The organism is Halorubrum tibetense (assembly GCF_055396225.1).
Genome location: NZ_AP043742.1, coordinates 1,585,591 through 1,607,438 on the forward strand (window position 1 = coordinate 1,585,591; position 21,848 = coordinate 1,607,438).

Consider the following 21,848-nt stretch of genomic DNA (forward strand, 5'->3'; position numbering starts at 1 on the left):
TGTCAGTCGCGAGATCGGAACTCCATCGTCGGGCGGATCAGAACTCCATCGTCGTCACCTGCCAGTAACTCACTGCGAGCGGGATCGACAGCCATCCGATCAGTATCACGAACGCGAACGGTCGCGACGTCAGTAACGAGGCCTCTTCCCCGGCGACGATCCCAGCGACGAACGGGTCGTCGCTCGGTAGCCCGACCGTCGCCGCCGCCTGATACGCGTTCTGTGGACTCAACCGAACAAAGGTAGTGTACCACGCTGGGAGCGGCGGCTCCGGCGAGGCCGTTCCGGTCACGGCGTATCTGGCGAGGAACCCGGCGAGCTCCCAGAGGAACTGGAACACCACGAAAACGCCGAACCCGCCCCAGGCTGCACGGGACGGGGAGGCGGTCGCCGCCGATATCGACGTGGTGAACGCGAGATACACACCCCCCAACAGGAGGGTCGCGGCGACGAACGTGAGGTACGGCCCCACGGCGAACGACGTAACCGTCAGATACAGCGTCGCCGCGCCGACGGTGAACCCGACGAGGATGGCGGCGGTGACGACGCCGAAGCGTCCGAGAAACTTTCCCACCAACACGTCCCGACGGGTGTGTGGCAGCCCGAGTAGACAGTAGATGCCGCCGTCGGCCACTTCGCCGGCGATAGCGCGGTATCCGACCAGTACACTGATCACCGGCACGACAAGCGCCGCGGGCGAGAGCAGCCCGAACAGGATACCGAACGTCGCGGGATCCACGTCGGCGTCTATGAGGGTCGGGACGTTCGTTGCGACCACGATACCACCACAGATGAACGTGGCGAACAGCACGACGAGTCCCTGAAGCGTCCGTGACCGGATCGCGTCGACGAACTCCTTTCGTGCGATGACGAGGGCGCTCATTCGACCACCTCGGTACCGGTCGTTCGATCGAGGAACGCCTCCTCGAGCGACGAGGTCTCCGTCGTGATCCCCTCTATCGGCACGGGACTCTCTCCTATCGCGTCGATCACCGTCGATATCCTGTCCCGGCTGCACGATACGCTGACCGAGCGACCGTCGACGTCGACGGTTTCCACCCCGTCGAGACGGCATAAGCGGTCCACGAGCGGTGTCGGCGCGTCCCCGGTCCGGATGTCGACGACGGCCCGTGCACTGGCGGAGTCGCGGAGCGTCTCGACCGTTTCGTCGGCGACGAGCCGCCCGTCACGGAGGATCCCGACGCGGTCACACACCGCCTCCACCTGTGTGAGGTCGTGACTCGAAAAGAACACGGTTGCGCCGTCCTCGACCGCTGCTCCGATGACCTCCCTGAGGCGGGCCGTCCCGGCGGGATCGAGCCCCGTTGCGGGCTCGTCGAGGACGAGCAGCTCCGGTTCGCCGACGAGCGCCATCGCGAGCAACAGGCGCTGGCGCATCCCCTTCGAGTAGGAGGCGACCCTGCGATCCGCGTCCCCTCGGAGCCCGACGCGGTCGAGCAGCGTTGATGACTCCGCCTCGACACCCTTCGAGGCGGCGGCGAACTCGACGTGTTCACGCCCGGTGAGACGGTCGTAGCCGTCGAACCCCTCGGGAAGCACACCGACGCGTCGGCGGACTTGCCGCGGCGTCGCCATCACGTCGTGACCGAACACCTCGACGCGTCCACGATCCGGCCGGACGAACCCCAACGCGAGGTGGATCGCGGTCGTCTTACCCGCGCCGTTCGGCCCGAGGAAGCCGAACGTTTCGCCCGGATCGACGACGAGCGAGAGCTCCTCCACCGCGACCGTCTCGCCGTATCGCTTGTCTACGCCACGAAACGCGAGCGCCGGTTCGGCCACGGTCACACCCCCACGTGACGGCGACGTTTCACGAGGTAGTACGTCGCGTACCCCGGGATCACGAACGGGACGAATAGTCCCACGACGGCGATCAGCGTGTGGAGCGACCGGTCGGGGCTCCAGTCGCCGGTAACGTCCCGCACCGAGCCGAGGTCACGATACACCGCATACGGCAACACCACCACCGCGACCAGGTTCGGAACGATCGCGAGGGCTACGGCCGTCCCAACGACCGGATCGTCGAGCGCAGCCGTTCCGAAAGCGGTCGTCCCGGACAGGACCGTGGCCGCGACCGCCGTTCCCGCGACCGCGAGGAGGGCGAACGTGACCGGCACGGCGGCGATGGCGTACACCCAGCGGGTGCGCGTTCCTGATCCCGTCATCGTCGACCGGCCGGTCGAACCGGATCGTGGTCGAGCGAGGTGACGAACGGGGCCGCTTCGTGTGGCGTGGTGGGGTTCATACCTCAATCCACCGTACAATGATTTAAATGTCTCTAGTCGTAACTCCAACTGTTGGAATCGTGGATCCGAATTAAATAACCGCGTGCCCCGCATCGATGCAGGGAGATGACGCCGACGTGCACGTGATAACCAGCGTGCTCAGCGACGAGCGCGCACGCCGGATCCTCGCCGAAACCCACGCGGAGGCCCGATCCGCGACGGAGCTGAGCGACTGTTGCGGTGTCTCGGAACAGACCGTATATCGGCGTCTCGACACGCTCTCCGAGTGTGGGCTCGTCACCGAACGGGTCGAGATGGAGCCGGACGGTCACCACTACCACGTGTATCGGTCGACGTTCGACCGCGTCCTGATCGAGTTCTCCGACGGCGAGTTCGAGGCGACCGTCGCCCGACGGGGGCGGATGGCTGACCGGTTCACCGAGTTCGTCAACGAGGTGCGTGAGGAGTGATCGACGCTGCGCTCGGTGGCGGTCTCCTCGCGTTCGGGCTGACAGCCACCTCGACCGTACTCGGCGTCGCGATCGGGATCCTCGGGCTCATCGCCTATCGTCGGTCCGGTGAACGGCCGATGCTGTACGTCGGAACCGGGTTCGTGCTGGTGTTTTGGACCCCGCTTTTGAGCCTCGTTGGAACCGCCGTCCTGCCCGCTAGATCGATGATGGCGGCCGGATACGCGCTCCAGGGCGTCCAAATCGTTGGATTGTGCTGTATCCTGTACGGACTGTGGACCCCTCGTAGCTGAGACCGGTTACCGGTCGTCGTTCATCGAGCCGGTTGACGTGGCCGAAGCGTCGATGCGATCCGCCTCACACTTCACCGACTGAAACTCGTTGAGGGCGGCGCGAACCGCGTCCTCGTGCTCGTTGCGTAACACCCCGGAGACACCGGTCGACGTGTGGACGATGACGCCCATCTCGGTCTCGTCGGCGATCCAGAGGGTGTACGTCGTCGAGACCGGACCACGATACAGGTCGAGGTCCGGGTCCGTGAGCACCGGCGCTCGATCGAACGCGTCGAGACAGTCGAGTTCGCCCCACACTGCGGGCGACACGACGACCGAAACGTCGTACGTCTCGCCGTCCGTCGCGTGTTCGTGGAACCGATCGATCGCCCCCGCCAGAGCCCGTGGCACGACCGCTCGGATCCGTTCCGCACGACGAAGCGACTCGAACACGGGGGTGAGCGGCCGGTCGGGTACCGCCGGCGTCCCGGTCCAAGCGTCAGCTCCCGACACGTACGCGGGCGGCATCTCCGAGTCTCGCGGCAGCGACTCCAACACCGGTGCGGCGCTCGCGGCGTCGGCCACCTCCGATCGATACGCCCGGAACCGACGGTCGAGGAACCGACCCAGGAACGTCGCATGCCACTCACCGTTGCGATACGTCGCGACACCGCCGTTCTCGAGCGACCGGAGCGCTCGCTCTACGGTGGACCGCGAGCACCCGAGAGCGTCGACGAGCTCGCGACGGGGCTCGACCCGGACGTGCTCGGGGACCGTCTGCGTCCCGCGACCAACCACGTCGCGGTGTCCGGGCTCGCCGGTCACGAGGGATTCGCCGAACCGCCGGCGAACTCCCGTCCCGACGACGTCACTGGGAGCAGTTGTGACTGGGACTGTGGATGCGGGATCGGCTGGTGTTGTGGCTGCGGGGTCGGCTGTGGGGTCTGTGCGCCGCTCCCCTGCTCGCCGTGTGCGTGCTGTTACCTCGACTGTGCGTGTGGCTACGCCTGTTGCATCTGATCCCGCTCACCGGTATCGCCTCGCACGGACGAACAGCTCCGAACCGAGGACACCCGGTGGATAAGAGTGGGCGTGTCGGACTCGGTTCGACCTCGTGTCCCGTTATCGGGACTCACTCGACCGTGCCGACCCGCTCGGCGGCGTACCCGAACTGGTCGCGGTAGCCGTACGCCGACAGCAACACCGGGTAGAACGGCTCGTCGGCGTGCAGCGGCTCGCCGTCCGCGGTCGCGAACCGGCTATCGACGTCGACGCGCTCGAAGTTGTGCGCGAACACCTCGTACTTCGTCGCCGGGGGTTTCGGGATCCGCTCGCGAAGCCGAAACACGGGGACCTCCCGCCGGCCGCCGGCGTCGAGGGCGTCGTCCGAGGTCGGTGCCGACAGCGCCCCCGTCGCCGCGAGGAACGCCCGCGACAGCCAGTAGGCGTTGTCGGCCGCCGACTCGGTGCCTTGGAGCCCGGCTTCGACTTCGAGCGTGTGGGGGTGTTCGATCAGTCGTCCCTCGGTGAACCCGTCGGTCTGGACGACCGCATCGACGGGGAGGTGCGGGGCGACGCCGCGCGCGACCTCGTCCATCGAGTGGATCACGACGAACGGCGCGGCGTACGACTGCGTGGAGTGGATCGCGAGGGTGGTGCAGCCGACGAGCTCGGACCGGAGTCGGTGTGCGAGCCGTTCCTCCCGCGTGTCGGCGTCGGGGTCGCCGGGAAACGCTCGGTTGAGGTCGACGTCGAGGTAGCGCTCCCCGGCGTCCAGCGCCGCCTCGTTCGCGACGATCAGTTTGATCGGGCGTTCGACCGACGGCGACTCGGCGACGAGCCGCTCGACGGCTCGGGCACCGCAGGGCTCGTCGCCGTGGATCGCCCCCACGACGGCGATCTTCGGCGTCCCGTCGCCCAGCTCGTACACGTCCATGGGCCACCCAGACGACCGGCGGGTAAGTGGCGTTCGGATCCGGCCGTCTCTGGGAGGTCACGTGGCGTCCGCCGGCTCTCGGGGGCCGAACCGCAGGACGTCCCCGACCGCCACGTCGCGGTCGGCGGTCCATCGGTACGCGACCTCTAGGACGTACTGCCCCCGGCCGGGATACCGGTGTGACTCCCCGTCCTCACCTGGCTCCGGCGCGGGCGCGTGGTGGATCGCCGTGACGACGCCGTCGGCGTCCGCGTAAACGATGTCGATCCCGAACTCCATTTCGCGCATCACGAACACGCGATCGGCGACCGACTCGTAGACGAACAGCATCCCGCGGTCCGCCGGCAGCGACGCGGTGTCGCTCAACCCGGTGTACCGCAGCTCCGGCGTGTCGGCGATCGCCGCCGTCACCGACCCTCGCGGCTCGCTGTCGGCCGTCTCCACGGTCACTTCCCGGGTGTCGTACCCCGAATGGATCGGGTCGCCCCCGGATCCGGTCCCGTCCGGTCGTCCCTCCTGCTCATCCCGTCCACCCTGCTCGCCCACTTCACGCCGCCCGTTTTCCGCCTGATCGAGGCATCCGGTAGTTGCCAGGCCGGCAGCGACACTCCCAACGCCGACCGCGCGGAGCCATCCCCGCCGCGTCGAGGAGCCGATCCCTTCGGCGGTCGGTTCGGGTCCGTCGTCGCTCATTCGAGTCGTTCGGCGTACGCGTAGTGTTCGGCCCGCGCGTTCGGGCGGTCGCCGTCGAGCGTGATCCGCCAGCCGTCCAGCGCGCTCGGGTCGTCGAGGGCGTCGGCGAGCGTGGTCCGCACGTCGCCGACGTCGACCCCGTAGAAGTCCTCGGGAACGCCGTGGAGGTACTGGAGCGCGGTCTCGAACAGCGATCGCATCCCGTCGTCGTTCTCGAAGTCGACGTGTTTGTACGCCCCTGCGGCGACCTGGACCATCCCGTGGAGGAAGGCGCTCTCCGTCGTCCCGCGCCCGTAGTTGTACCACTCGTCCTCGAAACAGTCGTGTGACTCGTGGTACGCGCCGTCGTTGAACAGTCGGACGCCGTTCACGACCGCCCGCCGGAGCGTGCCGTGTTCCCACCCGTTGGACTCGCCGCGCTCCCGCCGCCACCCGGCGGGCTGGCCGGCAAGCGGGGGTGCGACGTCCGGGTCACGGGTGTGATCGTCCATACCGAACGGTCCGTCCCCACCGACCTAATCGTTTCGTGGTTTCGAGGCGTGTTCCCGACCCGAACTGGGTCCGCGCGGAACCGACGGGATAAAGACGGGCGACACCGAACGACCGGTCGCGTGCGAGGGTAGCCAAGCCCGGAAACGGCGGCGGACTCAAGATCCGCTCCTGTAGAGGTCCGTGGGTTCAAATCCCTCCCCTCGCATGAGCGCGTCCACAGCGCGTACATGCGGAAGACGCTCTCGGAGCGCTCTTCCCTCGCAAAACTTCTCACAACACCATCTACGTTAGCCGAGGCCGGAAACGGCGGCGGACTTGAGACCCGTTCCTGTAGAGTCTCCGCGAGCGACGCGAGCGGAGGCAGGGAAGTCGCAGCCCCGAACCCGTCCGTCGGGCGGTGCGGAGAGACGCAACCGAAGCCCGGAACGCCTTCCCGTGGTCAGTGAGTTCAAATCCCTCCCCTCGCATGAGCGCGTCTACAGCACGTGAGTGCAGGGGGATTTGAATCAGGGAGCGCCTTCGGCGCGACCGTGGTTCAAATCCCTCCCCTCGCATGAGCGCGTCTACAGCGCGTACATGCGGAAGACGCTCTCGGAGCGCTCTTCCCTCGCAAAACTTCTCACACGGAACGACCGGGAGCGGCGGTGACGGCCTCCCGGAAGCGCTCCACGCCTCGCGGAACTCGCCGTGACGCGTGGCGTTCGTGTACTTATAAGGGTGCGAACGAATGCGTGAGATCGCCGACGGTGACCGCCGCTCTTTTATAAATGACCCTGAACCGCCCCTCGGTTCCCACATGTACCGAGCCATGCCTCAGGCCGCTACCTACCGCGATCGACTTATAAATAAGACCGGGGAGAACCGCCGAGAACAGCAGTCCGATCTCGGGGGTCAGGGTGGCCGCCGCCGTCGCGGGGCGTCCGGCCGGTGGGAGCGGGGCGGTCGGCGGATGATAGTATATAAACCCTCACGCCAGATCCTTGGTTCGGTTGGGAGTGCCGATCCCGGTTGAGCGGGCGTGAGAACGCCGATCCTTCCCGATCGTTCGTCGCCAACAACGTTATTCGGCGCGGCCACCTAACTGGGATACTTACCATGCCCCCCACCCGATCCGCCCGGCCTGCGCCGCGGTCCCGGTCGAAGACGACGCTGTTCTGCCCCGAGTGCGGCCACGAGAGCGACGCCGACGGCGACTGGCTCGTCGAAGAAGAGCCGAACGGTGAGACGCACGTTTGTCCGGTCTGTGGCGCCACGATCGAGGTCCGGACGCGACTCGACCCGCTGGCCGCCTAGGCACGTCCGGCGCTCGATCCTTCGCGTTCACGGTCGCTCCCCGTTTTCGTCCCCGATCGCATCCCGTCTCTGCCCCGATCGCATCCCGTCTCCGCCCCGATCGCTCCCTGTCCCCGATCGATCGTCCGTCCACGTTCACGGTCGATCGTCGAGTATTCTCCCGCCGTCCCGACCGCTCCGAAACGGTTTTGCCGACCCCTGACGGACGGTCGATATGCCAACGGATCCCGACACTGGGTACGACCCATCGCTGGGTCGGAAGTTCGTGTTCGTGACGGGCGGGGTCATGTCCGGGCTGGGAAAGGGGATCACCGCCGCCAGCACCGGCCGACTCCTCTCGAACGCGGGCTTCGACGTGACCGCGGTGAAAGTCGACCCGTACCTCAACGTCGACGCCGGGACGATGAACCCGTACGAGCACGGCGAGGTGTACGTCCTCAAGGACGGCGGCGAGGTCGACCTCGACTTGGGTAACTACGAGCGCTTCCTCGGCACCGACATGACGTTCGATCACAACGTCACCACGGGGAAGACGTACCAGCACGTCATCGAGCGCGAGCGCGCCGGCGACTACCTCGGAAAGACCGTCCAGATCATCCCGCACGTCACCGACGACATCAAACGGCGCATCCGAGAGGCAGCCGAGGGCTCCGACGTCTGTCTGATCGAGATCGGCGGGACGGTCGGCGACATCGAGTCGATGCCGTTCCTCGAAGCCCTCCGCCAGTTCGCCCACGAGGAGGAGCCGGAGGACATCCTCTTTACGCACGTCACGCTCGTCCCCTACTCGAAGAACGGTGAGCAGAAGACGAAGCCGACCCAACACTCCGTCAAGGAGCTGCGCTCTATCGGTCTCCAGCCGGACGTGCTCGTCGGGCGCTGTGAGGACCGGCTTGACCCCGAGACGAAAGAGAAGATCGCCTTGTTCTGTGACGTGCCGACGGACGCCGTCTTCTCGAACCCCGACGTGGAGGACATCTACCACGTTCCACTGATGGTCGAAGACGAGGGGTTAGACGAGTACGTGATGGAACGGCTCGGACTCGTCGACGAGGCGCTGCCGAAAGCGGAGCGTTCCACCGAGTGGCGCGAGCTCGTCACCCGCGACCGCGACCGCGAGATCGACGTGGCGCTCGTCGGCAAGTACGCCTTAGAGGACGCGTACATGTCCATCCACGAGGCGCTGAAACACGCGGGGATCCACACCGAGACCGAAGTGAACGTCCGCTGGGTCGACGCCGACGAGACCACGGAGCGTCACGAACAGCGGCTCGCCTCGGCGGACGCCGTCGTCGTCCCCGGCGGCTTCGGCTCCCGGGGGACGGAGGGGAAGATCGAGGCGATCCGCTACGCCCGCGAGCACGACGTCCCCTTCCTCGGGCTCTGTTTGGGCTTCCAGATGGCGGTCGTCGAACACGCCCGCAACGTGCTCGGCCTCTCCGACGCCCATTCGGCCGAAATCGATCCGGACACGCCCCATCCCGTCATCGACCTCCTCCCGGACCAGTACGAGACGGAGGACATGGGCGGGACGATGCGGCTCGGCGCTCACGAGACGGACATCGACCCGGACACGCTGGCGGCCGCGGTGTACGACGCCGACTCCTGTACCGAGCGTCACCGCCACCGCTACGAGGTGAACCCCGAGTACATCGACCGGTTGGAGGCCGACGGCCTCCGCTTCTCCGGCCGAGCCGACAATCGGATGGAGATCCTCGAACGCGCGGACCACCCGTTCTTCCTCGGGACGCAGGCGCATCCGGAGTTCCGGTCACGACCGGACCGGGCGAGCCCGCCGTTCGTCTCGCTCGTGGAGGCGGCGCTGGAATCGACGGACACAACCGAACGGAACGCGGACGTGAGGCTATAATGGTCGAGACGGACGCGTTCATCGACGAGGCGATAACCGAGATCCGCGAGGCGATCGGCGATTCGAACGCCGTTATCGCCCTCTCCGGCGGCGTCGACTCCTCGGTCGCGGCGACGCTCGCGTACGAGGCGGTCGGCGACCAGCTCACGCCCGTCTACGTCGACACGGGCCTGATGCGGAAAGGCGAGACCGAGGAGATCCGCGAGACGTTCTCGTTTATGGAGTCGCTCCGGGTCATCGAGGCGCAAGAGCGCTTCTTCGACCGGCTTGCCGGCGTCACCGACCCCGAGGAGAAGCGTCACGTCATCGGCGAGGGGTTCATCGACGAGTTCGAGGACGTTGCCCGCGACGTCGGCGCCGACTACCTCGTTCAAGGGACGATCTATCCCGACCGGATCGAGTCCGAGGGGAACATCAAGTCCCACCACAACGTGGGCGGTCTCCCCGAGGTCGTCGACTTCGACGGGATCGTCGAGCCGGTGCGTGACCTCTACAAGGACGAGGTCCGCGAGGTCGCCCGCGAGCTCGGCTTGGAGGAGATAATCTCCGAGCGGATGCCGTTCCCCGGCCCCGGGCTCGCCGTCCGGATCGTCGGTGAGGTGACCCCCGAAACGGCGGCCGTCGCCCGTGAGGCGACCCATGTCGTCGAGGAGGAGCTAGCGGAGTACGACCCGTGGCAGGCGTTCGCCGCCGTCCTCGGCAAGGCGACTGGCGTCAAAGGTGACAACCGCGTCCACGGCTGGGTCGTCGCGGTCCGGTCGGTCGAGAGCCGCGACGGGATGACCGCCCGCGCACAGGAGATCGACTGGAGCACCCTCCAGCGGATCCAGAGCCGGATAACGGGCGAAAACGAGAACGTCGCCCGCGTGGTCTACGACGTGACCCACAAACCGCCCGCGACGATCGAGTACGAGTGATGACGGGCGACTCCGTCACCGTCGTCGTCGCCGGCCCCGACGAACACGGCGTCGGCGAGGAGCTGACCGCGCTCGGCGCGACGGTCTCGCGGATCGAGGACGTCGTCTCCGCCGCAGCGCTGACCGACGCTGGGATCGCCGACGCCGACTACCTCGTCTTGACCGACGTCGAGGAGGCAACCGGGATCCCGGTCGCCAAGGAGCTGAACCCCGACGTGACCGTCGTGACGTACGCGGAGCGGTCGCTTCCGGAGTTCGTCGCTGCCGTCGCCGACCTCGCGGTCGATCCGGCGCTGCTGACCGCCGCCGTCGTCGCCGAGGAGCTCGCTGGCGACGACTGACCGTCACGGTCGGGGGCGCGATTCCTGCCCCCGTGCCCGCCGCTTATGTGTCCGGCCCCGAAGTGAGTGTATGGACGAGGAGTCACGCGCGGACAGACGGTCCCCGGTGGGTGAGCCCGTCGTCCGGTCCGACCCGGCGGTCACGGGTGACCGGGCGTCGGAGGCGGTCGGCTTCGACCCCAACGACCCCGACAGCGTCGCCGAGGCCGCGGAGACGGTTCGCCGGTTCGCGGCCGGCGAGGTGGGCGACGACGATCACGTGTTGATGCTCCGCGGGGCGGCGGCGTGTGCGGCGCTCGTTCGCGGCGTCGGGTCGTACAAGGCGGCGGCGGAACGCGCCGGTGACGGCGTCTCAGTTTCGTTCATCCGCAAGTGGGCACGCGTCCACGACCTGCCGCAGGCGATCCGCAGACAGGTGGCACGCGGCCGGATCGCGCCGAGCGCGGCGAAACACGTCGCGCGGCTTGGGGGGACCGACCGCTACCTGCTCGCGTGGGCCGCCATCGACGGGGAGATGACGGTTCGTGAGATCAGATCGGCCGCCTCCGCGGTCAATGACGGCGCGAACGTCGAGAGTGCGGTGCGCGAGACCGGTGTCGAGCTCGGCCGCATGCGGATGGACCTCCCGTCGGAGACGTACGTCGAGCTCCGGCGGCGGGCCGCGATGCGAAACGTCGAGCCCGGTCAGGTCGTCTCGGAAGCGCTCGACGAACAGTTCGCGGCGACCCGCTCCGACGCCGACCCGCGGTAGGCGCTGTCCGTCCGTTACCCCGCTCGCTCCGCGAGCCGACGCACCGCCGCGGCGATAGTCGCTCGCCCGTCTTCGACCGCCGCCCACTCGATCGTCTCGTCCGGGTAATGTGCCTCATCGATAGTGCCGGGACCGAAGACGACGGTCGGGATCCCGGCCTCGACGTAGTGGCGCGCGTCCGTCCCGTAGGTCGCGCCGATGGGCTCGGCGTCCGGTAGCCCGGCGTCGACGAGTCCTTCTCGGACTGCCTCGACGACGGGCGCGTCCGCGGGGATCTCGCTCGGCTCGAACTGGACGGAGAACCGCTCGAACGTCGGGGGATGCTCGCTGAGCCACGGGTCGTCGGCGGCGACCCCGTCGAGCCGCTCCCGGAAGGCCCGCTCCACTTCGTCGACGGTCTCTCCGGGGGCAACGCCGATCCGGAACGCCGCCGTCAACGACGCGGGTACTGTCGACGGCCATGACCCGGCGTCGACCGTCCCACAGACCACTGGCCAGGGAACTGGGAACTCGTCGAACAGGGGATGTGTCACCGTCTCCGCGCGTTCTCGTTCGAGGTCGCGAAATGCCCTCCGGATCGCCTCGAACCGCGGGAGCACGTCCTCGCCGCGCCAGCGCGTGGCGGCGTGTGCGCTCCGGCCGACGAGCCGGAGCTCGGCCATCAGACAGCCCTCGCAGGCGACGACCGGACGGAGTTCCGTCGGCTCCGCGACGATCGCCGCGTCGCGCCCGAAGGGGTACGGGGTCGCGAGCGCCGCGGTCGCCGCGCCGTAGCCGCCGTCCTCCTCGCCGGCGACCGCCTCGACGACGATCCGAAGCCCCGGCTCGGGCGGATCGAACGTCCCGTTGGCGGCCGCCTCCCGGACGTCGAGTGCGGCACCGACACACGCGGCGACCCCCGATTTCATGTCCGCCGCACCGCGAGCGGTGAGCGTCTCGCCGTCGTCCTCATCCGCTCCACTTGGGTCGTCTCCGCCCCGTTCTCTGTCCAGCGCTCCCCCCTCGTCCGACCGCCACACCGGATCGAAGGGGTCGCTCGACCAGCTCGCCGCCTCGGCAGGGACGACATCGAGATGACCGTTCAACACGACCGTGAGCGGGTCGTCGCGGGCCGGGTCGTCACCCTTACCGTCCACGGCACCGATCTCTAGGACGCCCGCGACGCTTCTCCGCCCCGTGACGTCGATATCGTCCGGGTCGTCCGGAAACGACGGGTGGGTCGCGAGCAGCTCCGGGTCCGCGTCCCACGCGTACGTCTCGAACCCCAGTTCGGCGAGTCGCGTCTCGACCCACTCGGCGGCGACTCGTTCCTCGCCGGCGGTGGAGCGGAACCGACAGAGGCGCTCGGCGAACGCCCGCATCTCGAAGGACATACCGGCGGCGACGGCGGGGGCGAGGGTAACGTTTCGGGTCCACCGTCCCTGCGGTTTCTAAACGTTTATCCGTAGTCTCGCCATACGAACTGATGCGGGCCGGTAGCTCAGTTAGGGAGAGCGTCCGGCTTTTAACCGGACGGTCGGGGGTTCGAATCCCTCCCGGCCCGTATTTTTGTCGCGAGCAGTATCGCGAGCGACAGAACTCGATAGAGGAAGGATTCGAACCCGGAGAGTCGCAGCGTTCGAGCAAAGCGAGAACGATCGTCTCTACTCGGTTCGAATCCCTCCCGGCCCGTGTACTGATCCGTCGAGCGACAGCAAAGAACCGGGTCGAACCGACCTGAAACCGCGCTCAGTACCCGAGCTGCTCGCGCACGAGCACGACCGTCGTCCGCCCCTCCTCCGGCTCCCGCCGATAGACGAGCTGTTTGGCGATCGCGGACTCGACGCCGTACGCCTCCTTCGCCCGCTCGTTCTCCAGCGGGTACGCGACCGACTCCAGCCGGTCGAACGCGTCGTCCAGCGTCGGGACGACCTTGTTCGTGCCCGTCACGATGACGACGTTGCCGGCGGCGAACGGGTACGCGCCGATCCGGCTTCCGGAGAGGTCCGCGGCGACGAGCTCGCCGGTGGTCGCGACGGCGTTGACGCTCCCGAGGAAGTAGTCGGCGGTCTGTGACTCGCGGCGCGCTGCCTGGCGCTCCGCGTCGTCGTCGATGCTCCAGATCTGGTCGGGGAGGCTCTCCCAACCGTGGTTGCCCTCGCTGAGGAGCTCGTCGAACCCGATCTCCTCTAACGTCGTCGAGTGACCGTTCATCACGGAGACGCCGGCCGGGATCCGGGACTCGATCTCGTCGAGTGCCTCGGCGCCGTTGTCGACGACGACGACCTCGAAGCCGCGTTCTTCGAGGTTCGCTACCGTCTCCGCGACGGTGTCGTCGTCGGGGAGCTCGTCCAGTTCGGCCTCGATCTCGGCGTCGTCCGCGTAATCCGCTTTCTGCTGTGACATAGTGAAGTCGTATTCGAAGTCGGTCCGCGACGCGCCCACATGAACCGCGCATATCGATCGGCGCGCCGACGGCCGTCTCGCTATCGGATCGAACGTCGAGGAGCCACTTAACCGCTCGCGGACACCCGTGTCGGGTGGTTACATCGCTGTTATCGTCGTGTCGGCGGAGCGACCGCTTCCGCTTGAACGCCGAGCCGACGGCTCAACGGTCGGTCATCGATAAAAATCGCGTGTCGTCGAGGCCCGGAACGGGCGTGCGACGGTCGGTCGGCGGATCCGTTCGAATCGGCTTCGGTCGGCGTGGGTGGGGTGTCTCTCCTACGCGGAGTTTACATCGCACCGCCCATACCGCCCATGCCGCCCATGCCGCCACCCATGCCGCCGGGCGCGCCGCCGGGGCCGCCCTCGTCGCCGCCGTCGTCGGAGCCGCCGCCCTTGAGGTCACCGGCCGCGATGACGTCGTCGATGCGGAGGATCATGACGGCCGCCTCGGTGGCGGACTCGATGGCCTGGGTCTTGACGCGGAGCGGCTCCACGACGCCCTCGGCCTCCATGTCGATCACGTCGCCCGTGTAGGCGTCGAGACCGGCACCGAATTCGCCGGCGTCGTGCCGGGAGCGGAGGTCGACCAGCGAGTCGATGGGGTCGAGCCCGGCGTTCTCGGCCAGCGTGCGCGGGATGACCTCCAGCGCGTCGGCGAACGCCTCGACGGCGAGCTGCTCGCGACCGCCGACGGAGTCGGCGAAGTCACGGAGCTGTAGGGCGAGCTCGGTCTCGGGCGCACCGCCGCCGGGCAGCACCTGCCCGTCGAGCAGCGTCGTGCGGACGACGCCGAGCGAGTCCTCGATGGCGCGCTCGACCTCGTCGACGACGTGTTCGGTGCCGCCGCGGAGGATGAGCGTGACGGACTTGGCCTCCTCGACGTCCTCGACGAAGATGCGCTCGTCGCCGCCGACGTCCTTCTGGGCGACGGAGCCGGCGAAGCCGAGGTCGTCGCTCTCGATGTCCTCGAGGTTGGAGACGACGCGGCCGCCGGTCGCGCGGGCGAGGCGTTTCAGGTCGCCGGACTTCGCGCGGCGGACCGCGAGGATACCCTCCTGTGCGAGGTAGTGCTGGGCCATGTCGTCGATGCCGTCGCCGACGAAGACGACGTCGGCGCCGATGTCGACGAGGTGGTCGACCATCTCACGGAGCTGCTCCTCCTCCTGGTCGAGGAACTGCTGGAGCTGGTCGGGGTCGGTGACGTTGACCTCGGCGTCGATCTCGGTCTCTTTCACTTCGATGGCACCGTCGAACAGCGCGACGTCGGCGTCCTCGACCGCGTAGGGCATGTTCTCGTCGACGCGCTCCTTGTCGACGATGACACCCTCGACGAGCTCGGACTGGTCGATCGAGCTGCCGACGACCTTCTCGACGGAGACGTTCTCCGTGTCGATGTCGTCGTCGTCGGCGACCGCGATCACGGCGTCGACGACGAGCTCGGCGAGGAGCTCTTTCGCGTTCTCCGCGCCCTTGCCAGTCATCGCCGTGGAGGCGATCTCGACGAGCGTCTCGCGGTCGTCCGCGGAGACCTCGATGGCCTCCTCTTCGAGGATCTCCTTGGCCTTCTCGGCGGCCTGGCGGTACCCCTGTGCGAGGGTGGTCGCGTGGATGTCCTGGTCGAGGAGCTCCTCGGCCTGGTCGAGGAGTTCCCCGGCGACGACGACGGCGGAGGTGGTTCCGTCACCGACCTCCTCCTCCTGCGTCTCGGACACCTCGACGATCATGTTGGCCGCCGGGTGGTCGATGTCCATCTCTTTCAGGATGGTAACGCCGTCGTTCGTGACGACGACGGACCCGCCGGAGTCGACGAGCATCTTGTCCATCCCTTTCGGGCCGAGCGTGGTGCGGACGGACTCCGCGACCGCCTTGCCGGCCGTGATGTTCATGTTCTGCGCGTCCTTTCCGGAGGTCCGCTGCGACTCCTCGGAAAGTACGATCATCGGCTGATTGCCCATCCGCTGGCGCTGTGACATTACAACCATTGATTGATTGTGATTCTATATAAACCCATCGTTCAATCCGTGCGGAAACGCAACACGGGGCGGGGTAGACTGTTTTCATGTGGCTCGTTATCACGGGCCTTTATATAGATCCGGTGGTGGCCGCGTGTGCCGTGATGAACACGCCCACATGGGACGATTTCGTCCGCGTTGACTGGCGTTGAGTGCGGGTGTCTGTGCCGTCAGTACGCAGTCAGTGTGTAGCCTATGCGCAGTTAGTGTACGGTCAGTACGCAGTCGACACGCAAGCGGGTGAACACCGCCGCGTCGCCAGAGCGGCGTCAGCCGTCACTGCGGCGACTGGAAACTGACGTCGTCGTTCAGCTCGTTCGACTTCCGTTCGAGGTACGAGTACACCGCGCCGTGTGGCGCGCCGTCGAGCAGCATGCCGACCGCGCGGCGGACCACCTGTAGCTCCTCGGGTTGACCGACCGCACCGACCGTCGTCCCGTAGACGACGACGTTCGCGCCCGACAGCTCCTCTAACAGCTCGCGAGTCCGGCCGTTCTCGCCGATGATCCGGCCCTTCTTCCGCTGGAGGTCGTTGTCGTTACGGGTGTGTTCTGTCAGGTCGATCAGTTCGAGCGTCCGGAGGTCGTGATCGAGGATCGACAGCGCGGTCTCGGGTTTGAACCCCCTCCCGATCGCCTTGATCACGTCCGGCGCGACCATCGCGGCGACGGGGTCGCCCGCCTCCTCGATGGCGACGCTGCCGGACTCCGAGTCGACGTCGAGTCGCACGCCTGCGCGGTCTTCGATCTCCCGCATCGTCTCGCCACCGGCACCGATGACGACACCGATCCGGTCCTGCGGAACCGTCACGTGTTGCATACACCAAGATACCCGGCCGAGACTTTTAAACATGTTCCGGGAGCCGCGGTGTGAGGGGGTGTGACGCGCGGTTCCGTAGGCCCCGGATTCGTCGACCTCAAGACACGTCAGTCGGTTCCGGATTCGTCGACCTCAAGACACGTCAGTCGGTTCCGGCTTCGTCGCTCGGCTCCGGTTCCGTCACGTACTCCTGCAGCTCGTCGGGGTCGATGTCGATCCCTTGGCGCGTGAAGAACGTCGCCACGTTCTCGCAGTCGCGCGCGAGGAACTCCCCGGCGTTCGGGTGATGGACGGTGACCGCCTGTCCCATGTCGATGACGACCAGCTCGCCGTCGTGGATGATCATGTTGTACTCCGAGAGGTCGCCGTGGATCAGGCCGGCGCGGTAGAGCCGCCGCATGTACTCGCGGACGACCTCATAGGCGGTTTCCGGGTTCTCGACGTCGACCTCGTTCAGCCGCCGGGCGCGGTCGTCCGCGTGCCCGACGAGCTCCATCACGAGTACGTTTCGTTGGACGGCGATCGGCTCGGGGACCCGGACGCCCGCTTTCCGGGCCCGTTCGAGGTTGGCGAACTCCTTTTTCGTCCACGCCAGCACGACTGCCTTCTTGTCGTTCGCGATCCCCTCGAACCGCGGGTCGCCCTCCAAGTAGTCGCGCATCTGCCGGAAGTTCGAGGAGTTGATCCGGTACACCTTCACGGCGACCTCGCGGTCGGGATGGCCGTCGCCGTCGGCGTCGACCGCCGTCCCGGGCGCTGGTCGCTCGCCCGCCTGCCCGCCGAGCGCCTCGAAGACGCTCGCCTCCTTACCGGTTGAGACGGGGCCGCCGAAGGCGTCCACGTAGCCGTCCTGGACCAGCTTGTACACCGCCGCGAGGGTCGCGTCGTCGAACACCGACTCCTGGAGCTTGAACTGTTCGGTGTCCTTGATCCGCTTCCGGAACTCGTCGAACTCGCGGTCCTGTCGCCGGGCGATCCGGTCGGCTTCCGTGTCGGAGACGTCGAGCGCCTCCCACTCGTCGCCGGGCTGATCCGCCGGTTCGAGCAGCGCGAACTCCTCGCTCATTCGTTCCCCGTTTCGATGCCCCGCCGTATAAGCGGGCGGGTCGGCGGTCCTCCCCGACGGACGTGGGGCGTGACGCCTCGACCCGGTCGTTCGACTGTGCTTTCCGAACTGACTGTCCAACCGTGATCCCCGAACCGGCCGTCCAACCGTGATCCCCGAACCGGCCGTCAGCACGTGACGCCGCGGTCGACACCACCGGTTCCGGCGTGGGGTATATACGCCCGAGCGGCCTACGTGAATCCGTGCCAACCCGGACTATCCGCGCCCGCGACCGGCCGGTGTTCGGCGTCGACGTCCAGAGCGGCGACGTCCGCGGCGACAATCCCTCCTACGCGCTCGTGATCCTCGACCCCGTCGACGCGGACGACCCGGACGTCCCGGACGCCGACGGCCCGCTCGCCCGGGTCTCCCGTGATGTCGTCTCCCTCCGCAAGCTCCGCCGACTGATCGACGATCGCGAACCGCTGTACGTCGCCACCGACAACGCCTACGAGCTCGCGCCGGACAAGAACGCGCTCGTCGGACTGCTCCGGAGCCTCCCGGACGGAACACGCCTCGTCCAGGTGACCGGCGCGGAGCGGCCGGAGCCGCTCTCGCGAGTCGCCTCCCGCCACGGGATCCCGTACGGTAAGAAGCCGATGAAGGAAGCGGAGGCGGCCGCCCGCCTCGCCGCGGCCAACGTCGGCCACGAGGTCACCGCGTTCACCGACGAGACGACCGTCAAAGTCTCTCGCGGCCGATCCACCGGGAAAGGCGGTTGGAGCCAAGACCGCTACACTCGGCGGATCCACGGTAACGTCAAAAAGCGCAGCCGACAGGTCGAGACGAAGCTCCGCGAGGCGAACCTCGAGTACGACCGCGAGGTGACGGAGAAGTACGGCGGCTATTCCAGTGCCGTCTTCACCGTCGAGGCCCGCCCCGAGGAGATCCCCCTGTCGAACTCGCGTGCGGGGGACGTGCGCGTCGAGGTGGAACGCGAGCGCCGCGACGGAATCGAGTACGAACCGCTCGTGAAACGTCGCGACCGCGTGATCGTCGGGATCGATCCCGGAACCACCACCGCGGCCGCGGTGGTCGGGCTCGACGGCACCGTCCACGCGCTGTACTCCTCCCGGACCGCCGACACCGCCGAGGTGACCGAGTGGATAATCGAGCAGGGGCGGCCGATACTCGTCGCCGCCGACGTGGAGCCGATGCCCGAAACGGTCGAGAAGTTCCGCCGCTCGTTCGACGCCGCGGGGTGGCGGCCGACCACCGACCTTCCGGTCGACGAGAAACTCCACCGCACTCGGGAGGCCGGCTACGAGAACGACCACGAGCGTGACGCGCTGGCGGCCGCGCTGTACGCCTACGACGACCACGCGGACCAGTTCGAACGGATCACGGAGAAGACGCCGCCGCGAATGGACCGTGAGGCCGTCATCGCCGGCGTCGTCGCCGGCGGCGCGTCCGTGGAGGCCGTCATCGAGGAGCTCCGAGAGGACGACGGCGACGACGACGGCGATGCCGACCCGGACGAGGACCCGACGGAACCCGAGCGGACCGAGGAAGAAGAGACGATCCGCCGGCTCCGCGAGCGCGTCGACCGGCTGGAGTCGCACGCGGAGTCGCTGGAGTCCGAGCTCGACGAGCGCGACGACCGGATCGCGGAGCTGGAGGAGGCGCTTTCCGAGGCGAAACGCGAGGAGCGGATCGAGGCGCGTACCCGTCGGGAAGTCTCACGGCTGGAGCGGGAGACCGAGCGGCTCGAACGCGAGCGCGACGACGCCCGCGAGACGGTCGAGGCGCTCGAACGCAAGGTGGAGACGCTCAAGGAGCTGTGGAAGCTCGACCACTCGAACTTCGCCGACGTCGCCGAGGGTCAGGGCCTCGTCAGCGTGAAAGTCGTCGAGCAGTTCACGCTCGACGCGCTCGACGCCGCCGACGAGGCGTACGGCCTCGTCCGTGGCGATGTCGTCTACCTCCGTGACGCATCCGGTGCGGGCCGTCGGACCGCCGAACGGCTGGCTGGGACGGAGCCGCACGCGGTGATCCGCGACGGCAACCTCTCGGATGTCGCCGACCAGGTGCTGTTCGACCACGGGATCCCGGTCGTCCCGGTCGACGCGGTTCCCGTCCGAGAGGTCGACGAGCTGGCCGTCGCCGACGAGTCGGCGCTGGACGCGGCGATCGACGACTGGGAGTCCCGTGCGGAACGCCGGCGGCGCGACGAGAAGGCGGAGCGGCTCGACCGGATCATCTCGGAACACCGGGCGGGGACTCGGCTCCCGCAAACCGAGGAGTGACCCGTCGACCGGCGCTCCCAGTCGTTTGGCGGCGTCGGTTCCGGGCGGTTCCAGAAGTCATATCCCGAACCCTCCCGCTATCGTACCCATGGACGCCCACGAGCTGATCACCCGGAACGCGGCCGAGGTGGTCACGGAGGAGGAGATCGAGACGCTGGCAGCCGACCCCGACGGCAAGCGCGCGTACGTCGGGTACGAGCCCTCCGGCGTGCTCCACATCGGGCACATGCTCACGGCGAACAAACTCATCGACCTCCAGGAGGCGGGGTTCGAAGTCACCGTCCTCCTCGCCGATGTCCACGCGTACCTCAACGACAAGGGATCGTTCGCGGAGATCCGCCGGACCGCCGAGCGGATGCGCGACCAGTTCATCGCCTACGGGCTCGAAGAGTCGGACACACAGTTCGTGCTCGGCTCCGACTTCCAGCTCGACGAGGACTACACCCTCGACCTCCACGCGTTGGAGCTCGAGACGACCCTCGCCCGCGCCGAGCGGGCGATGGCGGAGATCACCTCGGGCGACTCCGTGAAGGTGTCCCAGGCCGTCTACCCGTTGATGCAGGCGCTCGACATCCCGTACCTCGGCGTCGACCTCGCCGTCGGCGGGATGGAACAGCGGAAGGTCCACATGCTCGCCCGCGACGTGCTACCGAGCATCGACCGCGAGCCGCCGACGAGTCTGCACACGCCGCTCATCGCCGACCTCGGGACCGGTCGCGGGAAAATGTCCTCCAGCGAGGGTGTCACCATCTCCATGGAGGACTCCCGCGACGACATCGAGTCGAAGGTGAACAAGGCGTACTGTCCCCCGACGGCGGACCCGGAGCCGACCGAGGAGGGTGAGTCGCGCGAGAACCCCGTCCTCCAAGTGTTCGAGTACCACGTGTTCCCGCGGTTCGAGACGGTCGTCGTCGAGCGACCCGAACAGTACGGCGGCGACCTGAAGTACGACGCCTACGACGCGCTCGAAGCCGACCTCGAGTCCGGCGAGCTCCACCCGGCCGACGCGAAGGGAGCACTCGCCGAGTACCTCGACCGGCTGATCGCTCCGGGGCGCGAGCAGCTCGCCGAGTAGGCGATCGACTCCGCTTCATCTCCTCCGGTTTCAGTCCCCATCCCCTTCCACTCGCCGCTCAGTGACCACCGAGCCGGCAGCTCGCGTCGAGACAGTCGCGACCGGTCGCAGTCTCGAAGACTGGGAGCCCGCAGTCACACTCGTCGACGACGATCCCCGAGGGGATCGAGAACGTCGTCTCACACTCCGGGCGGCGGTCGCACGCGAGATACACCCGGCCGGGCGCGGACTCGACGGTGAGCTCGCCGTCACAGTCGGGACAGTCCCAGACGCGGTCGAACCGGTCGCGGACGGCCGCCGCCATCGGGTCGCAGGCGGCGTCCAGACAGAGGTGAAACGCCTCGCCGCGCTCGACGCGGATCTTCGGTAGACCACACGTCTCACACGTCGCGTCGGTGACGCTCGCGCCGGCGGGGAGTCCCCACCGCTCCTCGCAGTCCAGACAGACCACGTCCCCGCGCGAACGGACGAGCGACCCGCCGTCGTCGGGACACGTCCCGACGGGAATCCCCGCCTCCGTGACCGGGAGCGCGCGGCTGGCGGTCGCCGTCTCGGCGACGACGCGGAGCTGCCGGGTGCCGTCGCGTGCGGTGACGGTAAACCCCGCACCGTCGCCCTCAACGACCACCGAGTCGGGGCGAGTGAGCCACGCGACGGGCTGGTACCCGTCGGCGTCGTGGACGAGCGTCGTGTTATCGGGCTTGATCAGGACCACGACACGGCCGCGATACGTTCGGGTCCGGTCGCCGCGTTCGGTCACCTGACAGTCGCCGGCGAGGACGCGAAGGCGTGCTGGCATGGGGCGTCGTTGTCCCGTTTTCCGGTTTAACGAGTGGGCGAACTGCCGCGCGACGCGGAGACGCCTCCGTACTGCTATGTAGTT

The 21,848-nt window shown here is 67.8% G+C and carries 22 protein-coding genes and 2 tRNA genes; 11 read left to right on the top strand and 13 right to left on the bottom strand.

Annotated features, from left to right (window positions below):
* Positions 1–37: 37 nt before the first annotated feature.
* Genes ACZ5TV_RS08000 through ACZ5TV_RS08010 form a run of 3 tightly spaced genes read right to left on the bottom strand, consistent with a single transcriptional unit; the run spans position 38 to position 2,186 of the window.
* Positions 38–883 (bottom strand): ABC transporter permease subunit, encoded by an 846-nt coding sequence (locus tag ACZ5TV_RS08000; protein ID WP_379779732.1) that lies wholly within the window; start codon positions 881–883, stop codon positions 38–40.
* A complete protein-coding gene (locus ACZ5TV_RS08005; protein ID WP_379779730.1) occupies positions 880–1,809 on the bottom strand; it encodes an ABC transporter ATP-binding protein in 930 nt (309 codons plus the stop codon). Before ACZ5TV_RS08005 ends, ACZ5TV_RS08000 begins: the two co-directional genes overlap by 4 nt.
* Entirely contained in the window at positions 1,806–2,186 is a 381-nt protein-coding gene (locus ACZ5TV_RS08010; protein ID WP_379779728.1) for a hypothetical protein, read from the bottom strand. Before ACZ5TV_RS08010 ends, ACZ5TV_RS08005 begins: the two co-directional genes overlap by 4 nt.
* Positions 2,187–2,362: 176 nt before the next feature.
* Between ACZ5TV_RS08010 and ACZ5TV_RS08015 the strand changes: the two genes are divergently transcribed.
* On the top strand, positions 2,363–2,716 hold the full coding sequence (locus ACZ5TV_RS08015) for an ArsR/SmtB family transcription factor (protein ID WP_379779726.1): 354 nt from the start codon (positions 2,363–2,365) through the stop codon (positions 2,714–2,716).
* A complete protein-coding gene (locus tag ACZ5TV_RS08020) occupies positions 2,713–3,009 on the top strand; it encodes a DUF7521 family protein (RefSeq protein WP_379779724.1) in 297 nt (98 codons plus the stop codon). Before ACZ5TV_RS08015 ends, ACZ5TV_RS08020 begins: the two co-directional genes overlap by 4 nt.
* Before the next feature lie 6 nt (positions 3,010–3,015).
* Here the strand turns inward: ACZ5TV_RS08020 and ACZ5TV_RS08025 are convergent, their stop codons facing one another.
* The 4 genes from ACZ5TV_RS08025 to ACZ5TV_RS08040 all read right to left on the bottom strand — a co-directional run bounded on the left by ACZ5TV_RS08025 (position 3,016) and on the right by ACZ5TV_RS08040 (position 6,108).
* On the bottom strand, positions 3,016–3,813 hold the full coding sequence (locus ACZ5TV_RS08025) for a transcriptional regulator FilR1 domain-containing protein (protein ID WP_379779722.1): 798 nt from the start codon (positions 3,811–3,813) through the stop codon (positions 3,016–3,018).
* Positions 3,814–4,120: 307 nt separating this feature from the next.
* Complete coding sequence (locus ACZ5TV_RS08030) at positions 4,121–4,924, bottom strand: M14 family metallopeptidase (RefSeq protein WP_379779720.1); 804 nt, start codon at positions 4,922–4,924, stop codon at positions 4,121–4,123.
* 57 nt (positions 4,925–4,981) lie between these two features.
* A complete protein-coding gene (locus tag ACZ5TV_RS08035) occupies positions 4,982–5,617 on the bottom strand; it encodes a DUF192 domain-containing protein (protein ID WP_379779718.1) in 636 nt (211 codons plus the stop codon).
* Entirely contained in the window at positions 5,614–6,108 is a 495-nt protein-coding gene (locus ACZ5TV_RS08040; protein WP_379779716.1) for a DUF309 domain-containing protein, read from the bottom strand. Before ACZ5TV_RS08040 ends, ACZ5TV_RS08035 begins: the two co-directional genes overlap by 4 nt.
* 122 nt (positions 6,109–6,230) lie before the next feature.
* Here ACZ5TV_RS08040 and ACZ5TV_RS08045 point away from each other — a divergent pair.
* From ACZ5TV_RS08045 to ACZ5TV_RS08070, 6 genes are all read left to right on the top strand, one after another.
* Positions 6,231–6,314, top strand: a tRNA-Leu gene (locus ACZ5TV_RS08045).
* Positions 6,315–7,204: 890 nt separating this feature from the next.
* Complete coding sequence (locus ACZ5TV_RS08050) at positions 7,205–7,402, top strand: DUF8106 domain-containing protein (protein ID WP_379779714.1); 198 nt, start codon at positions 7,205–7,207, stop codon at positions 7,400–7,402.
* A 214-nt stretch (positions 7,403–7,616) separates the two neighbouring features.
* Positions 7,617–9,272: a CTP synthase gene (locus ACZ5TV_RS08055; protein ID WP_379779712.1), complete on the top strand. Its 1,656-nt coding sequence runs from the start codon at positions 7,617–7,619 to the stop codon at positions 9,270–9,272.
* Entirely contained in the window at positions 9,272–10,189 is a 918-nt protein-coding gene (gene guaA / locus ACZ5TV_RS08060) for a glutamine-hydrolyzing GMP synthase (protein ID WP_379779710.1), read from the top strand. The genes ACZ5TV_RS08055 and guaA overlap by 1 nt, the downstream gene beginning before the upstream one ends.
* Positions 10,189–10,530: a DUF7126 family protein gene (locus ACZ5TV_RS08065; protein ID WP_464383684.1), complete on the top strand. Its 342-nt coding sequence runs from the start codon at positions 10,189–10,191 to the stop codon at positions 10,528–10,530. Before guaA ends, ACZ5TV_RS08065 begins: the two co-directional genes overlap by 1 nt.
* Positions 10,531–10,600: 70 nt before the next feature.
* Positions 10,601–11,281, top strand: coding sequence for a DUF7119 family protein (locus ACZ5TV_RS08070; RefSeq protein WP_464383685.1), 681 nt, complete (start codon positions 10,601–10,603; stop codon positions 11,279–11,281).
* Positions 11,282–11,295: 14 nt separating this feature from the next.
* Here the strand turns inward: ACZ5TV_RS08070 and ACZ5TV_RS08075 are convergent, their stop codons facing one another.
* A complete protein-coding gene (locus ACZ5TV_RS08075; protein ID WP_464383686.1) occupies positions 11,296–12,654 on the bottom strand; it encodes a M20 family metallopeptidase in 1,359 nt (452 codons plus the stop codon).
* A 96-nt stretch (positions 12,655–12,750) separates the two neighbouring features.
* Between ACZ5TV_RS08075 and ACZ5TV_RS08080 the strand changes: the two genes are divergently transcribed.
* A tRNA-Lys gene (locus ACZ5TV_RS08080) sits at positions 12,751–12,824 on the top strand.
* A gap of 185 nt (positions 12,825–13,009) precedes the next feature.
* Here ACZ5TV_RS08080 and ACZ5TV_RS08085 read toward each other — a convergent pair.
* The 4 genes from ACZ5TV_RS08085 to rio1 all read right to left on the bottom strand — a co-directional run bounded on the left by ACZ5TV_RS08085 (position 13,010) and on the right by rio1 (position 17,605).
* Entirely contained in the window at positions 13,010–13,666 is a 657-nt protein-coding gene (locus ACZ5TV_RS08085) for a lactate utilization protein (RefSeq protein WP_379783488.1), read from the bottom strand.
* Positions 13,667–13,995: 329 nt separating this feature from the next.
* Positions 13,996–15,648: a thermosome subunit alpha gene (gene thsA / locus ACZ5TV_RS08090; protein ID WP_464384335.1), complete on the bottom strand. Its 1,653-nt coding sequence runs from the start codon at positions 15,646–15,648 to the stop codon at positions 13,996–13,998.
* Between the two features lie 348 nt (positions 15,649–15,996).
* A complete protein-coding gene (locus ACZ5TV_RS08095) occupies positions 15,997–16,539 on the bottom strand; it encodes a KH domain-containing protein (RefSeq protein WP_379780943.1) in 543 nt (180 codons plus the stop codon).
* A 142-nt stretch (positions 16,540–16,681) separates the two neighbouring features.
* Positions 16,682–17,605: a serine/threonine-protein kinase Rio1 gene (gene rio1, locus ACZ5TV_RS08100; RefSeq protein ID WP_379780945.1), complete on the bottom strand. Its 924-nt coding sequence runs from the start codon at positions 17,603–17,605 to the stop codon at positions 16,682–16,684.
* Between the two features lie 242 nt (positions 17,606–17,847).
* Between rio1 and ACZ5TV_RS08105 the strand changes: the two genes are divergently transcribed.
* Together ACZ5TV_RS08105 and ACZ5TV_RS08110 are read left to right on the top strand one after the other, a co-directional pair.
* Positions 17,848–19,890, top strand: coding sequence for a DUF460 domain-containing protein (locus tag ACZ5TV_RS08105; protein WP_379780947.1), 2,043 nt, complete (start codon positions 17,848–17,850; stop codon positions 19,888–19,890).
* 88 nt (positions 19,891–19,978) lie between these two features.
* Positions 19,979–20,965: a tyrosine--tRNA ligase gene (locus ACZ5TV_RS08110; protein ID WP_379780949.1), complete on the top strand. Its 987-nt coding sequence runs from the start codon at positions 19,979–19,981 to the stop codon at positions 20,963–20,965.
* A gap of 58 nt (positions 20,966–21,023) precedes the next feature.
* Here the strand turns inward: ACZ5TV_RS08110 and ACZ5TV_RS08115 are convergent, their stop codons facing one another.
* A complete protein-coding gene (locus ACZ5TV_RS08115; RefSeq protein ID WP_379780951.1) occupies positions 21,024–21,764 on the bottom strand; it encodes a DUF91 domain-containing protein in 741 nt (246 codons plus the stop codon).
* Between the last annotated feature and the right edge of the window lie 84 nt (positions 21,765–21,848).

Bases quoted from the DNA above. Each gene is read 5' to 3' on its own strand.
- ACZ5TV_RS08000 (WP_379779732.1), bottom strand. From the start codon at position 883: ATGAGCGCCCTCGTCATCGCACGAAAGGAGTTCGTCGACGCGATCCGG.
- ACZ5TV_RS08010 (WP_379779728.1), bottom strand. From the start codon at position 2,186: ATGACGGGATCAGGAACGCGCACCCGCTGGGTGTACGCCATCGCCGCC.
- ACZ5TV_RS08015 (WP_379779726.1), top strand. From the start codon at position 2,363: ATGCAGGGAGATGACGCCGACGTGCACGTGATAACCAGCGTGCTCAGC.
- ACZ5TV_RS08030 (WP_379779720.1), bottom strand. From the start codon at position 4,924: ATGGACGTGTACGAGCTGGGCGACGGGACGCCGAAGATCGCCGTCGTG.
- ACZ5TV_RS08035 (WP_379779718.1), bottom strand. From the start codon at position 5,617: ATGAGCGACGACGGACCCGAACCGACCGCCGAAGGGATCGGCTCCTCG.
- ACZ5TV_RS08040 (WP_379779716.1), bottom strand. From the start codon at position 6,108: ATGGACGATCACACCCGTGACCCGGACGTCGCACCCCCGCTTGCCGGC.
- ACZ5TV_RS08050 (WP_379779714.1), top strand. From the start codon at position 7,205: ATGCCCCCCACCCGATCCGCCCGGCCTGCGCCGCGGTCCCGGTCGAAG.
- ACZ5TV_RS08055 (WP_379779712.1), top strand. From the start codon at position 7,617: ATGCCAACGGATCCCGACACTGGGTACGACCCATCGCTGGGTCGGAAG.
- guaA (WP_379779710.1), top strand. From the start codon at position 9,272: ATGGTCGAGACGGACGCGTTCATCGACGAGGCGATAACCGAGATCCGC.
- ACZ5TV_RS08065 (WP_464383684.1), top strand. From the start codon at position 10,189: ATGACGGGCGACTCCGTCACCGTCGTCGTCGCCGGCCCCGACGAACAC.
- ACZ5TV_RS08070 (WP_464383685.1), top strand. From the start codon at position 10,601: ATGGACGAGGAGTCACGCGCGGACAGACGGTCCCCGGTGGGTGAGCCC.
- ACZ5TV_RS08075 (WP_464383686.1), bottom strand. From the start codon at position 12,654: ATGTCCTTCGAGATGCGGGCGTTCGCCGAGCGCCTCTGTCGGTTCCGC.
- ACZ5TV_RS08085 (WP_379783488.1), bottom strand. From the start codon at position 13,666: ATGTCACAGCAGAAAGCGGATTACGCGGACGACGCCGAGATCGAGGCC.
- thsA (WP_464384335.1), bottom strand. From the start codon at position 15,648: ATGATCGTACTTTCCGAGGAGTCGCAGCGGACCTCCGGAAAGGACGCG.
- ACZ5TV_RS08095 (WP_379780943.1), bottom strand. From the start codon at position 16,539: ATGCAACACGTGACGGTTCCGCAGGACCGGATCGGTGTCGTCATCGGT.
- rio1 (WP_379780945.1), bottom strand. From the start codon at position 17,605: ATGAGCGAGGAGTTCGCGCTGCTCGAACCGGCGGATCAGCCCGGCGAC.
- ACZ5TV_RS08110 (WP_379780949.1), top strand. From the start codon at position 19,979: ATGGACGCCCACGAGCTGATCACCCGGAACGCGGCCGAGGTGGTCACG.
- ACZ5TV_RS08115 (WP_379780951.1), bottom strand. From the start codon at position 21,764: ATGCCAGCACGCCTTCGCGTCCTCGCCGGCGACTGTCAGGTGACCGAA.